This is a genomic window from Bifidobacterium xylocopae, assembly GCF_003315615.1.
GTDB classification, from domain to species: Bacteria; Actinomycetota; Actinomycetes; order Actinomycetales; family Bifidobacteriaceae; genus Bombiscardovia; species Bombiscardovia xylocopae.
In genome coordinates this window covers 105943-119972 of sequence record NZ_PDCH01000002.1, presented here as the reverse complement: position 1 = coordinate 119972, position 14030 = coordinate 105943, and the positions used below count along the sequence as shown (strand labels likewise).

The 14030-nt window shown below is 63.1% G+C and carries 12 protein-coding genes, 3 tRNA genes and 1 pseudogene; 7 read left to right on the top strand and 9 right to left on the bottom strand.

The window, feature by feature from the left end; genetic code table 11:
- Positions 1–12: 12 nt before the first annotated feature.
- Together CRD59_RS01890 and CRD59_RS01885 are read right to left on the bottom strand one after the other, a co-directional pair.
- Positions 13–1239: a glycosyltransferase family 2 protein gene (locus CRD59_RS01890; protein WP_113852905.1), complete on the bottom strand. Its 1227-nt coding sequence runs from the start codon at positions 1237–1239 to the stop codon at positions 13–15.
- Positions 1240–2724 (bottom strand): AI-2E family transporter, encoded by a 1485-nt coding sequence (locus CRD59_RS01885; RefSeq protein WP_113852988.1) that lies wholly within the window; start codon positions 2722–2724, stop codon positions 1240–1242. It lies immediately after the preceding gene.
- A gap of 80 nt (positions 2725–2804) precedes the next feature.
- Between CRD59_RS01885 and CRD59_RS01880 the strand changes: the two genes are divergently transcribed.
- The 3 genes from CRD59_RS01880 (at position 2805) to CRD59_RS01870 (ending at position 5639) form a co-directional block, all read left to right on the top strand.
- Positions 2805–3686, top strand: a complete 882-nt coding sequence (locus CRD59_RS01880) for a glycosyltransferase (protein WP_113852904.1) — start codon at positions 2805–2807, stop codon at positions 3684–3686.
- 60 nt (positions 3687–3746) lie between these two features.
- Positions 3747–3818: transfer RNA gene (locus CRD59_RS01875), tRNA-Glu, on the top strand.
- Between the two features lie 255 nt (positions 3819–4073).
- Positions 4074–5639, top strand: a complete 1566-nt coding sequence (locus tag CRD59_RS01870; RefSeq protein WP_113852903.1) for a S10 family peptidase — start codon at positions 4074–4076, stop codon at positions 5637–5639.
- A 90-nt stretch (positions 5640–5729) separates the two neighbouring features.
- Here the strand turns inward: CRD59_RS01870 and CRD59_RS01865 are convergent, their stop codons facing one another.
- From CRD59_RS01865 to trmB, 6 genes and pseudogenes are all read right to left on the bottom strand, one after another.
- Positions 5730–6107 (bottom strand): rhodanese-like domain-containing protein, encoded by a 378-nt coding sequence (locus CRD59_RS01865; protein WP_201736516.1) that lies wholly within the window; start codon positions 6105–6107, stop codon positions 5730–5732.
- A complete protein-coding gene (locus CRD59_RS01860) occupies positions 6104–6475 on the bottom strand; it encodes a MarR family winged helix-turn-helix transcriptional regulator (protein WP_161522250.1) in 372 nt (123 codons plus the stop codon). Before CRD59_RS01860 ends, CRD59_RS01865 begins: the two co-directional genes overlap by 4 nt.
- 207 nt (positions 6476–6682) lie before the next feature.
- Positions 6683–8664, bottom strand: a pseudogene (locus CRD59_RS01855) (GTP-binding protein).
- Entirely contained in the window at positions 8661–9314 is a 654-nt protein-coding gene (lepB, locus tag CRD59_RS01850) for a signal peptidase I (protein WP_113852901.1), read from the bottom strand. The pseudogene CRD59_RS01855 and the gene lepB overlap by 4 nt, the downstream one beginning before the upstream one ends.
- Before the next feature lie 131 nt (positions 9315–9445).
- Positions 9446–10375: a prenyltransferase gene (locus CRD59_RS01845; RefSeq protein WP_201736515.1), complete on the bottom strand. Its 930-nt coding sequence runs from the start codon at positions 10373–10375 to the stop codon at positions 9446–9448.
- A gap of 89 nt (positions 10376–10464) precedes the next feature.
- Positions 10465–11331 (bottom strand): tRNA (guanine(46)-N(7))-methyltransferase TrmB, encoded by an 867-nt coding sequence (trmB, locus tag CRD59_RS01840; protein ID WP_236632663.1) that lies wholly within the window; start codon positions 11329–11331, stop codon positions 10465–10467.
- Between the two features lie 148 nt (positions 11332–11479).
- Between trmB and galE the strand changes: the two genes are divergently transcribed.
- The 4 genes from galE (at position 11480) to CRD59_RS01820 (ending at position 13366) form a co-directional block, all read left to right on the top strand.
- Entirely contained in the window at positions 11480–12490 is a 1011-nt protein-coding gene (galE, locus tag CRD59_RS01835; protein ID WP_113852898.1) for a UDP-glucose 4-epimerase GalE, read from the top strand.
- Between the two features lie 90 nt (positions 12491–12580).
- Complete coding sequence (locus CRD59_RS01830) at positions 12581–13069, top strand: DUF4190 domain-containing protein (RefSeq protein WP_113852897.1); 489 nt, start codon at positions 12581–12583, stop codon at positions 13067–13069.
- 99 nt (positions 13070–13168) lie between these two features.
- Positions 13169–13242 (top strand) — tRNA-Asp (locus CRD59_RS01825).
- Between the two features lie 48 nt (positions 13243–13290).
- Positions 13291–13366, top strand: a tRNA-Phe gene (locus CRD59_RS01820).
- 139 nt (positions 13367–13505) lie between these two features.
- Here CRD59_RS01820 and CRD59_RS01815 read toward each other — a convergent pair.
- Entirely contained in the window at positions 13506–14024 is a 519-nt protein-coding gene (locus CRD59_RS01815; RefSeq protein WP_113852896.1) for a low molecular weight protein-tyrosine-phosphatase, read from the bottom strand.
- Positions 14025–14030 lie beyond the last annotated feature (6 nt).

Sequence of the window (14030 nt, the reverse complement as noted above, 5' to 3'; positions counted from 1 at the left end):
TGTCGGCCATCATTACTTTCCGTTGTGCTCGATCGGTTTCCAACCCGGGTTGGCGAAGATCGCCTGGAAGGAGATGGGCACGTAGGACAGCATGAAGATCGGGAAGGACAGGCAGTATGCGAACAGCTCCTTGTTGGAAGCGCCGATCTTGTCACGCTCGGCGACCACGGTCAGGGCGGCCAGTCCCATCATGGCCAGCAAACCGATCGTCGCATAGACAACGGCCTTGAGCAGGCCTTCGATCTGGCTGGTCCAGGTGACGAAGCCGAAAGCGGCGAACAGGACCCCGACAACAAAACGGGCCACGGACAGCACGGTCAGGGGGCAGATCAGAATGGTCAGATCGACCGCTGAGAAGTCGCGCTCACGCACCGCCCGGGAGATCAACGCCGGGCCATAATAACGGAAGACCTGGAGGAAGCCCTTGGACCAGCGCAGACGCTGACGCCAGGACTGCTTGAACGTGACCGGCTGCTCGTCGTAAAGGATGGCCGTGCCGCAGTAGCCGATCCGGTCGCCATGGAGCACGGAGTCCATGGTGAACTCCAGGTCCTCGGTCAGCAGATGGAACTTCCAGCCATTGTTGCGTTCCATCACCTCGCGGGAGAACATGAATCCAGTTCCACCCACATGGCAGGAGGACCCGAAGACCATACGCGAGGAATTCAGGAAACGTGACTCACGAATGAACCATAGGGCGGATCCGGAGGACACCCAGTTGTCGGTGAAATTGACTGAGTTGCGGTAGGAGGTCAGGATCTTGAAACCGGCCTGGAAAGCCTTGTTCATCTCCGCTATGTAATGCTTGTCCAGCCGGTTGTCGGCGTCGAAGACGAAGAAGGCATCGTAGGTCCTGGAAGCGCCGGTGGAGATGATGCGGTCCAACAGGTATGACAGGGCGTAACCTTTACCGATCTGCTCCTGGTTGCTGCGCTCCACTACATGGCAGCCCTTGGACCTGGCCAGGCCCGCTGTATCATCGGTGCAGTTGTCCGCCACCAGCCAGATGTCCACCATGTCGGAAGGGTAGGTCTGCCCCCGTATGGAATCGATCAGCTTTCCGACAACCAGCTCCTCATTGCGTGCGGAGATCAGGACGGCGAATCGTTTGTCCATGGGGGCGTCGGGGAAGACGACCGGCTTGGCCACAAAGGAAGTGACGACACAGACGGCCTGGTAGATGATGCCGACGGAGCCGAGAATGAGCATCAGTGCATCAACGACGGAAAGGAAAGCCATTCAGTGCCACTCCTTGCGGGGGTTGGGCGAAGGATGGCCGCCCTCGGGCTGTGTGTCTCGTTCCGGCGGTCGGTCAGCTTGCGCTTCCTCCCCGTCCCCGTCCCGGTCAGTCCCCACAAGGGCATGCGCCCCATCGGGGCTGACCAGATGCTTGGGGATGGCCACAGTCTCGGCGGAATCCGCCTCACTGCCAGGCAGGCGGCTGAGTTCGTCACGGGCGCGCTCGGTCCCGTCTTTTGTAGTGCCCGTACGTTTGCCGGCTGCACCCCGCACCGAGCGGGGCATATGGCCGGTCACAGGCTTGATCACATGCTCGTTGATAGCCTCGGCACCTTCCACGACCATGGACTTCTTGGTGGGTGTCGGATCGTTCATCAGCGGGGAGTCGATCAGGTCGTACCGTTTGGTGGAGGCCTTGAAGATGATCTGGAACGAAGCCGCCACAGGGAGGGCAAGGAAGGCGCCCAGGGCTCCGAAGACCGCGCCCAGGGCCAGGACTGAGAGGAAGGCGATGGCCGCGTTGAGATCCATGGTCCGCTGGGAGATCTTTGGAGCGAGGATCAGGTTCTCGACCTGTTGGTAGAGAATGATATAGATCAGCACGGCCAGTGCGACACCCAACCCGTTGGACCCCCAGGCCACCACCACCGGCAGCGCGCCGCCGACGTAAGTGCCGATTGTGGGCACGAACTGGGAGACCAATCCGCAGAAGAGGGCCAGCGGCAGCCAGTAGGGCACCTTGAGGAAGACCAGGAAGACCGACATGCACGCGGCAGAGATCAAAGCCAGGATGGTTCGGGAGAACAGGAAGGATGAGATCTGATCTTGGGCGATGGTCCACACGGACACGAAGCGGCGCTGGCTTGACGGGCTCATCCACTGGCACAGGCTCCGGCGCAGCTTGGGGCCTGCGGCGGAGATGTAGTAGGTGACCAGCAGGACCGTCAGAATGTTCAGCAGCGAGCCCAGCAGGCCGACGGTCGTGGAGTAGGCCTGTCCCGCGAAATCGGTGACCCATGAGGTCTGGATGTTGTTGGCGATCTGGCCGCCGAGGTCCTGCATGGCCGGCAGCTCCTGGTGGGTCTTGTCCCGCACCAGTTGCGCCACTTGGTCATAAAAGGCCGGGGCCCCTCGGACCATACCGATGACTTGCTGGACGAACATGTTGCCGAACAGGGCCATGAGCCCAATCACGACAACGATCAGCCCGGCCAGGCTTGCACCCGAAGCGGCGCCCCGCTTCCAACCGTGCTTGACCAGCAGGAGCACCAAGGGTTCCATGGCCAGTGCGATGAAAGTGGCGATGACCACGTCCAGGACGACGAACTCGACCTTGGACCACGAACTATAGGCGAACCAGGCCAGGAATACAGCGATGGCCGTATAGAGCAGACCCCTGCCGAACCATTCCGGCGGCCGGCGCGGGTCACCCTTGTCCGGGAACACCGAACCCAGGTCGAACTGCTGTTTCTCGCGATCGCTCATGCCTACCATTATCCCGGCCAGGCTGACAAGGCGGTCCGATCCACCCGGCACTGTATCCCCGGGCAAGTATCCTGATGGCTATGTTGACCGTTTCCGTTGTCGTGCCAGCCTGGAACGAGGAAGAGCGCATCGCCGACTGCATACTGAACGCCACAACCCAGTCGGTGGCCCCGCTCGAAGTGCTTGTCGTGGACAACCATTCCACCGACCGTACGGCCCAGATCGTTCGCGATTTCATCGACGCCCACCCGGACACACCTGTCCGCCTCCTCCACCAGGACGCAGAGCAAGGTCTCATCCCTACGCGGAACTTCGGCCTGGACCAGGCCCGGGGCCAGGTACTGGGCCGAATCGACGCCGATTGCATGCTCAGACCCAACTGGGTCCAGGTGGTTGGCTCCCTGTTCGAGCGGGACCCGCAGGCCATGGGGGCGACTGGACCGGTGGCCTACTATGACATGCCGGGCAAGGAGATCGGTCTCAAAGGAGACAATAGGGTGCGCCGCTCCGTGTACCGGGCCGACGACGGACAGTACCTGCTCTTCGGCTCGAACATGGCCCTGCGTTCCTCGGCCTGGAGCGCCATCCGCGGTGAGGTCTGTCGGGATAAAGCCGACATCATGCACGAGGATGTGGACGTCTCCCTCCATTTGATAGACCATGGGTTCAAGACCGTCTACTGCAAGGAGATGAACGCCGGTATATCCGCCCGACGCATGGATACCTCCTTCGCCTCCTTCCGCCGGTATATGCAACGGTTCAAGAACACCTTCGACGCCCACCCACGCCACACGCGCGAACAGAAGCCCGAGCGCACGCTCTACGCCCTCTACCCGGTGCTGCGGACCTTCTACCCCGTCTACCAGAAATACCTGGAATCCGCCGACATCAATCCGGCCGAGCGCGTCTGGATCAAGGAGCAGATGGAGCTCTTCCACAGGCGCGACCAGGAGGTGGGATGAGGCCGAGGCCCACCGGGCGGTTTGCCTAGTCCGGGGGTGGCGGGTATTCTGGTCTCGTTCGGCCCCGTCGTCTAACGGTTAGGACACCAGACTTTCAATCTGACAACGAGAGTTCGACTCTCTCCGGGGCTACAAGATTCTGAATACTTCATATCCCACTCCTCCGCGCTTAGGCCATGGCCGGTATATCCCCGATGTGCCATTGCGCCGCCCATGGAAACTGCAGATACCAGCCATGCACGGCAGTGACCGAATGCCGGACCAGACCGGGCCGTCGCCACGGATGGGTTGTAGGCTGGGGGCACTTCATATCGGAGTGAACATCCTTGCAGGCACGGCCCGAACGGGTCGAACCGCATCGGAACACATCGGATCAGAGGAGCAGGCATGAGCGAACAGAGCGACACGACCGGCAAGGACCAGACAAGCGCGAAAGCAGGCGAAACCCTGCAGCCTGACGAGGAGCACGTGACCCATCATTCGATCACCATCGACGGGCATGCATGGCGGTATGACGCGACTGCGGGCACAATCACCATCGACACCGAAACCGTCAGACCGGCGGCCTCGATCTTCTACACGGCATTCACCGCTGTGGGCGAATCGGGCGAAGCCGACATCAAACGACCCGTCACCTTCATCTTCAACGGCGGCCCCGGATCGGCCTCCACTTTCCTGATGATGGGCTCCGTGGGGCCTAAACGCATCAACATCCCCGACGCAGCACCCCAACCGGCTGCTCCATACGAACTGAGCGACAACACCGACACCCTCCTGCCGGCCTCCGACCTGGTCTTCGTCGATGCGGCCGGCGCCGGATTCTCCCAGATAGCAGAGGAGGCCAAGAAGGAACTGTGGTCGGTCGACGGCGATGTCAAGGGCTTCTCCGCCTTCATCCGCGCCTGGCTGAGCCGCCACCACCGTTGGAACTCCCCCAAATACATCCTGGGAGAGTCCTACGGCACCACACGCGGCGCGGCGCTGGCCTTCCGCCTCCAGCAGGACGGTGTGGCCCTGAACGGCCTGACGCTCCTGTCGAACATCCTGGACTATGCCTTCACCTTCGACACGTCCGACCAGTACTACATCGGCTACTTCCCCACTTACGCCGCGATCGCCAAATACCACGGCAAGGCGGGTCAGGGCATCGATATGGCCCGACACCTCCAGACCGCACGCGATTTCGCGAACGGACCCCTGCGCCAAGCCCTGTGGAAAGGCGACCGGCTGGGGTCCGATGAACGCGCACTTGTGTCCAGGCGCTACGCCGAGCTGACCGGTCTGGACGAGCGGTACGTCTCCGATTGCAATCTGCGGGTCATGGACGACCGCTTCCGCAAGCAGCTCCTACGGGACGAGGACAGCATCGTCGGCCGCTATGACGGCCGTGTCCGTGGGCTGGACATGGACCGCGTATCCGAGACCGAGACCTTCGTGGTCGACGATAACTTCCTGGAGCCGCCATACTCCAGCCTGGCCAACGCCTACCTGCGCGACGACCTGGGCTGGCAGGGACGGGCCGAACGCAAGTCCTTCGCCGGCTTCGATTGGAACTCACCCGAGCCAGGCAAGGGCTGGACCTGGTGGCACCAGCTGCCGCCCCGGACCCTGTCCTCTTTCGGCGACAAGACGCCCTTCCCCAAGGTCACGCCCGATCTGGCCGCCGCCATCAGCCGCCTGCCCACACTCAAGGTCCTGGTCTGCAACGGCATCTACGACCTGGCCACCCCATTCGGGCAGACCGAGTACGACATCGATCACCTGGGCCTGGCCCCCTCCCTGCGCAGCAACATCGCCTTCACCTACTATCCTGCGGGGCATATGGTCTACACCAGTACGGAGGGGTACCACAAGTTCGCCGACGACCTGAAACGCTTCTATGCTTCGGACACCGCCGGCATGCCCGCCCTCAACGAACGCACGAACCAGCCCGCCCGGCCCGAAGCCGACTGAACCACTCATCCCATCGGAATCGGGCGCGCGCCGGAAGCGTGGGGAGGAGGGACCTCCCCACGCTCATAGCGCACGCCCGATTCCATCGCCTTATAGGTTCTCAGTCGGCAACCCCAGCTGCCGCCATGCCGCGATGCCGCCCGCGAGTTCCATGACATCGAACCCTTCCTCCAGCAGCATCAGCGAGGCTTTCTTGCCCATGTTGCACCATACATCCCAGCAGTAGACCACAATGGTCCTGTCGCGGGGAAGTTCCCCCAGCCGCCCCCTCAGCTCCTGCAACGGCAGCTCCACCGCCCCGGATGCCTTGACCTGCTTCTTCTCAGGTGGGGCGTTGCGCACGTCCACCAACACGTATGCGCCCGGCTGCCGGCTCCGAGCCTGCATATAATCCATGGGGCTGATCGAGGAAGCCAAAACGGCCTCCAGATAGTCCTTCTGTGCATATTGCTTCGGATTCGCCATCATGTCCGTCTCTTTCGTTGTATCGTCGCCGCCACTGCCAGCAGCGCGTCCTGCACTTCCCGGGGCAATTCGTCCAGCGTCAGGTCCTCCACCTCGCGCATGGCACCCCACAGCTCGTCGGTCAGCTCCTTCCCCCTGGCGGTCAGATAGATGGCATATGAGCGGCGGTCCTCCCGGCTTCTGCTGCGCTCGCAGTATCCCAAGGATTCCAGAGCGTCAACCAGAGCGACCATGGTGGTCCGATCCACGCGCATGTTCGTCCCAATCGACTTCTGCGAGATGCCGGGATTCCTGCCGATGACGCACAGGATTCCGAACTGCCGAGAATCAATGCCGTACGGCTCCAGCACAGGTGCGAACCGCTCAGCCATGGCCTGCGACGCCTTTCCCAGCGAATAACCCAACGAGTCGAATAGATTCCGCATTCCAGCCTCCATATGCTCACCGTAGCAGACAATCAGTATTACTGACTATCTAACGATAGACTAGCACACATCGGAACACCTGGAAGACGCCAAGCACTGACCGCACCCGCTATGAGCCGGGCCGCCAAGGCACAAACCCGCGAATATCCCCTTTTACCGGGCCCCCGACACTCCCGACAGGTAGGGGCCGCCGGGCAGATGCATGAAGACCGGGACGCGGTTCCACTTGACGGGGTAGCCAGCGCCATGGGCACAAAAGACCGAGTCGGGGGTGTTCTCGAGGTCGGCTTCGGGGTCGTAGGCCGCTGAGGCGATGACTTGATCGGTGTCGTGGCAGGGCCGGTACCCGGCTGACACACAGCTCAGCTGGCCTTCGCCGTGGGTGTAGGCCGTGACCTCCAGGGCGTAGTCACGCATGCCCGAAACAGGCGCCTCCCCCTCCAGCAGGGCGCGCTCCCCTTCGCCGGAGGGTGGCTGAACGGACCCACCCATGCGCTGTATATCGGCCATGGCACGTCCCAGTCTGTCCTGGGGAAGCTCCAGCCGGAAGCGGTACCAGGGCTCCAGGAGGACGGATCGGCACCCATCAGCCCCTGACGCACGGCCCGGTAGGTGGCCTGGCGGAAGTCGCCGCCCTCGGTGTGTTTCTCGTGGCCTTTGCCGGCGACCAGGCTGATGCGCAGGTCGGTGATCGGCGAGCCGGTCAGCACACCCAAGTGCTCCTTCTCCTTCAAGTGGGTCAGGATCGCGCGCTGCCAGTTACCGGCCAGCTGGTCCAGATCGCAGGCCGAGGCGAAGTTCAGACCGGAACCGGGGCCGGTCGGCTCCAGCAGCAGGTGGACCTCGGCATAGTGGCGCAGGGGCTCGAAATGGCCCACGCCCTCGACCGGAGCTGCGATGGTCTCCTTATAAAGCACATCGCCAGGTCCGAAGCCCACCTCCAGTCTGAAGCGCGTACGCAGTTCCTCCTGGACCACCTCCTGCTGGACCTGGCCCATCAGCTGCAGGCGGATCTGGGACAGACGCGGCACCCATCGCACCCGCAGCAAGGGGTCTTCGTCCTCCAGAACCCGCAAGGCCTCCATGACCCGGTGCGGGTCGGCATCACCGGGCAGGACGGTGTAATCGAGGACAGGCTCAAGCAGGGGGAGGGCACCGGCCTTTTCACGGCCCAAACCCTGGCCGGGATAGGTGGAATCCAGCCCGGCCAGTGCGCAGACTGCACCCGCCCTGGCACGCTCGGTCAGGCTGTATTTGGCGCCGGAGTATAGGCGGATCTGGTCCACCTTCTCCCTGACCGCACCTTCTCCTTCGGCCTCGGACAGGGCGGTCTTGACCGGAAGCTCACCACCCGTGACCTTGATCCAGGTCAGACGCCGCCCGTCGCCATCATGGGAGATCTTAAAGACCTTCGCACCGAAGTCGGGACCATAGGCAGGCTTGGGGGCGTATCGCTCCAAGCCGTCCAGGAGCGCGTTTACCCCCTCCAGGCGCAGGGCCGAACCGAAGTAGACCGGGAAGAGCCTCCGGTCCGCCACCAACGCCCGCATCCTCGGCAGTCCCAGCCGCCCATCCGCCAGATACTCGTCGAGGGCGGCATCATCCAGCAAGGCGGTCTCCTCCCGGCCCTCAGGGTCGGACCCGGGCGAACAGTCCAGGCAACCGCCTCCGCAACGCTCCTGGAGCTGGGCCAGCAGGGCCGCGCGGTCGGCACCGGGCGCGTCCATCTTGTTGACGAAGACGAAGGTCGGCAGCCGATAGCGCTCCAAGAGTCGCCAGAGGGTGCTGGTGTAGCCCTCGACGCCATCCGAGGCGGAGACCACCAGGAGCGCGCAGTCCAAAACGCCCAGTGTCCGCTCCATCTCGGCTGAGAAATCGGCGTGGCCCGGAGTGTCCAACAGGGTGATGGCCAGGCCTCTGTGCTCAAGGAGGGCCTGCTTGGAGAAGATGGTGATCCCCCGCTCCTTCTCCAGGACGTCGGTGTCAAGGAAGGCATCGCCGTGATCCACCCGCCCAAGCTTGCGGATGCGGCCCGCACGGTAGAGCATGGCCTCGGACAGGGTGGTCTTGCCGGAGTCCACATGCGCAAGCACGCCCAGCGTGATCCGCCTGTCATCGGCTCCAGTGGCGCTCATAGCCCCTCGAAGACGTTGTCCGGCCTGTGAATGAAGCCCTGCCGGCCGAGTGGCCAGTATATGAAATCCGCAATGGCCTCGACATGGTCCAGGGGAACCTGTCCGCCATTGACGTCGTCCTGATGGAAGCGGGAGTCCGCCGAGTTCGAACGGTTGTCACCCATCACGAAAACATAGCCCGGGCGCACCTTAGCCGAAAAGGGAATCGTTGATGCTGGGCCGCCCGGGTTGATGTAGGAGGTCTCATTCAACTGTCGGCCATTGACCCTGACCGCCCCGGAGCCGTCCGCGGAAACCCTGTCGCCGCCCACTCCGATCACACGCTTGATCAGGAAGTCGTCATGCGGCCCGGTGTTGAGCCAATGGGCGGGATCGTGGAAGATGACGATGTCGCCGCGCTGAACACCAGAGACCTTTGGCTTGATTTTGGAGGCGATGACACGGTCGCCGATATTCAGCGTGCCCTCCATGGAGGCGGAGGGAATCACGTAGGCTCCGAACACGAAGGCTCTCAACAGTGCGACCACCAGGACACAGGCCAGCAGCCAGAGCCCGTCATAGAGCCGGCGCCTCCATGCCGGAACGGCCGTCGCCCGCCTCGGCCCTCGCTGCTTTCGTACCGACGACCGCTGTTGACATGCATGTTCCATACGAAACCTCTTCCGTGGAGCCGCCAGCACCCCGGAAACCGGCCAGCAGGGGGGCGCGGCCACACCCCTTCAGTGGACACCTGACCAGTGTAGCCAGCCCCTCCTACCGGACGGTCGCCCACAAGCTCGTGCTACAACCAGACCCCGGTGGCCAGCAACAACGTGTACCCCACGAAGAAGACCGATGCCCCACCGACCAGCGGCAGGTAGGTGCGCTCCTTGTCCGGCTGGGAGTAGAAGGGCCGCATCAGTCCCCACATCACCGGAAGCAGCAGAGAGCTCAGTGCCGTCTGCCAGGGCACGAGACCGAGGCCGGCGCACAGAATGGGCGTCACTGCGCCCAGGGCCTGCATGACCCGCATCATGATGAACGACCTTTCCCGCCCGAGGAAAAAGACCAGGGTCCGCCGACCGTTCCTGATGTCCTCGTCCAGGTCGGCCACGTTGTTGGCCAGCTGAATCGTGAAGAAGACCAGGCCGACCGGTAGGCAGACCAGGAAGGTCCCGCCGACCAGGCCCCAATCCAGGGGGCGGGTCCCGTAGACGCACAGATAGACGGCGACCAGCTGCACAAGATACGTGATCGAGAGCGCAACCGCTGCCTCGCACAGGGGCGTGGCGTTGATCGGGGAAGGACCGGCGGCATAGAAGATGCCGACACCGTATCCGACCACCCCCAGGACGGCCAGCGGCCATCCGGTGCGGGCCAGCAGGATGAAGGCCGGAACCAGGGAGAGTATGTACAGGCTCAGGCCCAGCAGCCATACGCCGCGCAGAGGCAGCCCCAGTCGGCCGATCACGTTCGTATGCCTGGCATAGCCTTCGCGATCACGCGCATGCATGTAGTCGTAGTAGTTGTCGGTGATGTTGACCGCCAGGTCGAACAGGATGATGGTGGCCAGAAAAAGCGCCAGGTTGGCCCAATTCACCTGTCCGTAGTGGTATTGGGCGATCGACGCCCCCATCAGGAGCCAGGCCAGATTGAGCGGCGCCGTGTACACCTCGGTAAGGGCCACGAAAGAGCGCCAGGTGAGCCACCCACGCATATGTGCCGGTCGCAAACACGGTCCTTTCTACCGGTGCGCAATCCCGGTGTGCAGTGCCCAGGCCCCGAAACCCTGGCAAATCGCTCCGACGTATGGCGTTGGGCTCAGGGCCTCGCGACACTACGGTATGCGAGGTCGTGGATGGTGCGGCCGGCGGCCAGGCCCTTGCGCTCGAAGTTGGTCAGAACCCGCCCCTCGAAACGTTCGGACTCGACGAATTCAGCATGGGGCATACCGGCCGCCCGGTCGGCGGTACCCTTCCCCACATGTCCGGTGGGCAGGCTCACCCGTCGCCCGCCAACGTTCCGCCAGGCCGGGTCCCTGTCCAGGACCTCGTGCACATGCAGGGCGTAATCGTCGATGTCGGTGGCGATCCTCCACAGGCCGCCGGGCGCCATGGCCTTGGCCAGGTCGGCGGCCAGGGCTGGCTGGACCAGACGCCGCTTGTGGTGCCTCATCTTAGGCCAAGGGTCGGGGAAGAAGGTCCAGACCTCATCCAGCAGCCCCGGCGATGCCGCGGCCACGAACTCGGGCGCATTGGTCCTGGCCAGACGCAGGTTGGGCAGCCCGTGCTTGCCGGCCAGGAGCATGGTGTGGGCCAGCCCGGGTTCGTAGACCTCCAGGGCCAGGTAATCCCGGTCGGGGTGACCGGCAGCGGCGGCAACGATGTTCTCCCCCTGCCCGCTGCCGATTTCAACCGTCAGCGGGGCCTTGCGGCCGAAGACACGCTCCAGGAAGGCGCGGTCCACCACCACCCCCGGGTCAACGCCCAGTGCATCCGTATCAGGATGCAGGCTCAGCAGGTAGCTGCCGGCGTACTCGTTCCAGGCACGTCCCAGACGTGGATCCAGCTTGCCCGAACGCCGCGTGAAGGAGACGACGCTTCGCCTCGCCCGCCGTTCGCGCCCGCCGGATTCCTTGGGGGGCGGACGATGGGAGGCTTCATCCTGGACATGCTTTGCAGTACTCATCGCTATCATTTATATCCGAAGGAAGGTATAACCGGGGGGCCGTTTCGCACGGATGGCATGATACACTCAATAGGGAACAAATATAAACATAAATGCGCAAAAACCGAACATCCGGTGTTCGCCGACCTTGCGCAGGAAGGTGGCTGACATGTCCGTCCTTGTCACAGGAGGCTGCGGCTATATCGGAGCCCACGTGGTCCATGCCCTCCATCAGGCAGGCCAGGAAGTGGTGGTGGTCGACGACCTGAGCTACGGCAAGGCCTCCCGCATCGAAGGGGCCCGCCTCTACGGAGCGGACATCGCCACACCGGGAGCCGACGACCGTCTGGCACAGATCATTCGTGACAATGCCGTGGACTCGGTCATCCACTTCGCCGCGCGCAAGCAGGTGGGCGAATCCGTCGCCAAACCGCTGTGGTACTACCAGCAGAACCTGGGCTCGATGCTCAACGTGCTCAAGGCCATGTCCGTGACCGACGCCAAGAAGCTGGTCTTCTCCTCCTCCGCCTCCACATACGGCGAGCCCCCCGTCTCGGTCGTACCCGAGGACGTACAGCCCATGGTCCCGATCAACCCTTACGGGCAGACCAAGCTCTTCGGCGAGTGGATGGCCCGGGCCTGTGAAGAGCCCTTCGGCATCAGGTTCTGCGGCCTTCGCTACTTCAATGTGGCCGGATGCGGCCCGGTCGAGCTGGAGGACCCGGCCATCCTCAACCTGATCCCCATGATCTTCGACCGCCTCAAACAGGGCAAGGCCCCCGCAATCTTCGGGGCCGACTACCCCACCGAGGACGGCACCTGCATCCGCGACTACATCCACATCTCGGACCTGGCGGACGCCCACATCGCCGCCCTGGACTACCTGGACCGCCCGGAGCGCAAGTACGACGTCTTCAACGTCGGCACAGGCAAGGGCACCTCGGTCCGCCAAATCGTGGACGAAGTCAAGAAAGTCACAGGCCTGCCCTTCAGCGAGACCATCGCCGCCCGCCGCGCCGGCGACCCCGCCAAGCTGATTGGCTCGCCCAAGCGCATCAACGAGGAGATGGGATGGCACGCCAAGTACGACGTGCGCGACATCGTCGAGTCCGCCTGGAAAGCCTGGCAGGCCAACCCCGACCATCACATCGACACCGACTCCTGGAAGCAGGCCGACTGAAGCCACCACTGGGACTAGCAGTCAGAACCCCCGATGTGCGGAACCATCCCGCCTACGGGGGTTTTACCGACCTGGGCCTAGTCTGGGAGCATGAGCGACAATCGGCAGGAGCGGCCCCAGGGGCCCCAACAGACCCCGAACCCCCAGTACGACCCATACGGACAGGACAGTAGATACCGGCTGCCATACGATCATCCCCAACGGAATCAGGGTGTGGCACCATACCCTGCCCGCAGCCCTTACCAGGATCCCCGAACAACCGACTGGCACATCCAACCGCCGGTCGAGCAGACGAGCGGCCTATCCGTCATCGGTTTCATCCTTTCCTTCTTCACGCCCATCGTGGGCCTGGTCCTATCGGTCATCGCCAGGGACAAAGCCAAACGCTCCCCTTACGAAAAGACCGCCCTTTCCACAGCCGGCATCATCATCTCAATCATCAACCTGGCCTTGCGTGCCTTCATCATCATGTGCATCCTCCACTTTGGGGCATACCTCTCCGAGTATCAAGTGGATCACCGCCCAGACGACGGCATCAGCGCCATAGCCTGCGCCATCCTTCCCCGGCTCCTGCACTGACTGCGGACCGATGGCCGCCACTGCGCCCCACGACGCGCCGGAGGTTTGCATACTCGGCGACATCCGGTAAGCTAGTCACTTGGCTGTTCAAACAGCTACGGCTCCGTAGCTCAGTTGGTTAGAGCGCCGCCCTGTCACGGCGGAGGTCACCGGTTCAAGTCCGGCCGGAGTCGCTGGGATTGCAGCCTTCTTACATGCTGGACCCAACAATTCAAACATATGGCTCTGTAGCTCAGTTGGTAGAGCGAGCGACTGAAAATCGCTAGGTCAACGGTTCGATCCCGCTCGGAGCCACCATACATTGAACAGCCCCGCTCCCCATGGGATGCGAGGCTGTTCCCGTCATTGAGAACCGTGAACCGGACGCCCAGCAGCCAATCGCAAACAGCGCGGCAGGTCAAAGAAGCGGGCCGGGCCGAAATACATCAGGCCGGAATCAGAGCTGTTTGAGCACCCAATCGACGATGTAGGGGGCCGTTTGTTCGATCTGGTCAATGGCCACCTCGAATTCGCGGGGGCCTCCGTACCACGGATCCACCAAGTCCAGATCGGACTCTCGGCCTGGTGACGGCTGTGGCAGGTCCGGATCGAAGGATCGGTAGAGATGAACCGCCGGGCGTTTGCCGGCTGGCAGGATACGCAGCAGTGCGCGCATGTGGTCGGCGGTCATCGGCAGCAGTAAATCGGCCTGTGCCGCTTCCTCTTTACTGATCCGATGCGCGAAATGGTCCTGAGGAACCTGATAGCCCCGCTCCTTCAGTACCTTCTGGGCCCGACGATCGATGGGATTGCCGAACTCCTCATCACTGACGCCGGACGACTCCACACGCACCTGTCCTGCTTCGACCCCCCGGTCCTCGAAGAACCTGCGCAGGATGATCTCCGCCATCGGCGACCGGCAGATGTTGCCGGTGCATACGGTCATCACCACGTAGGGCTTGCTCTCCCCTTGCATATCCGA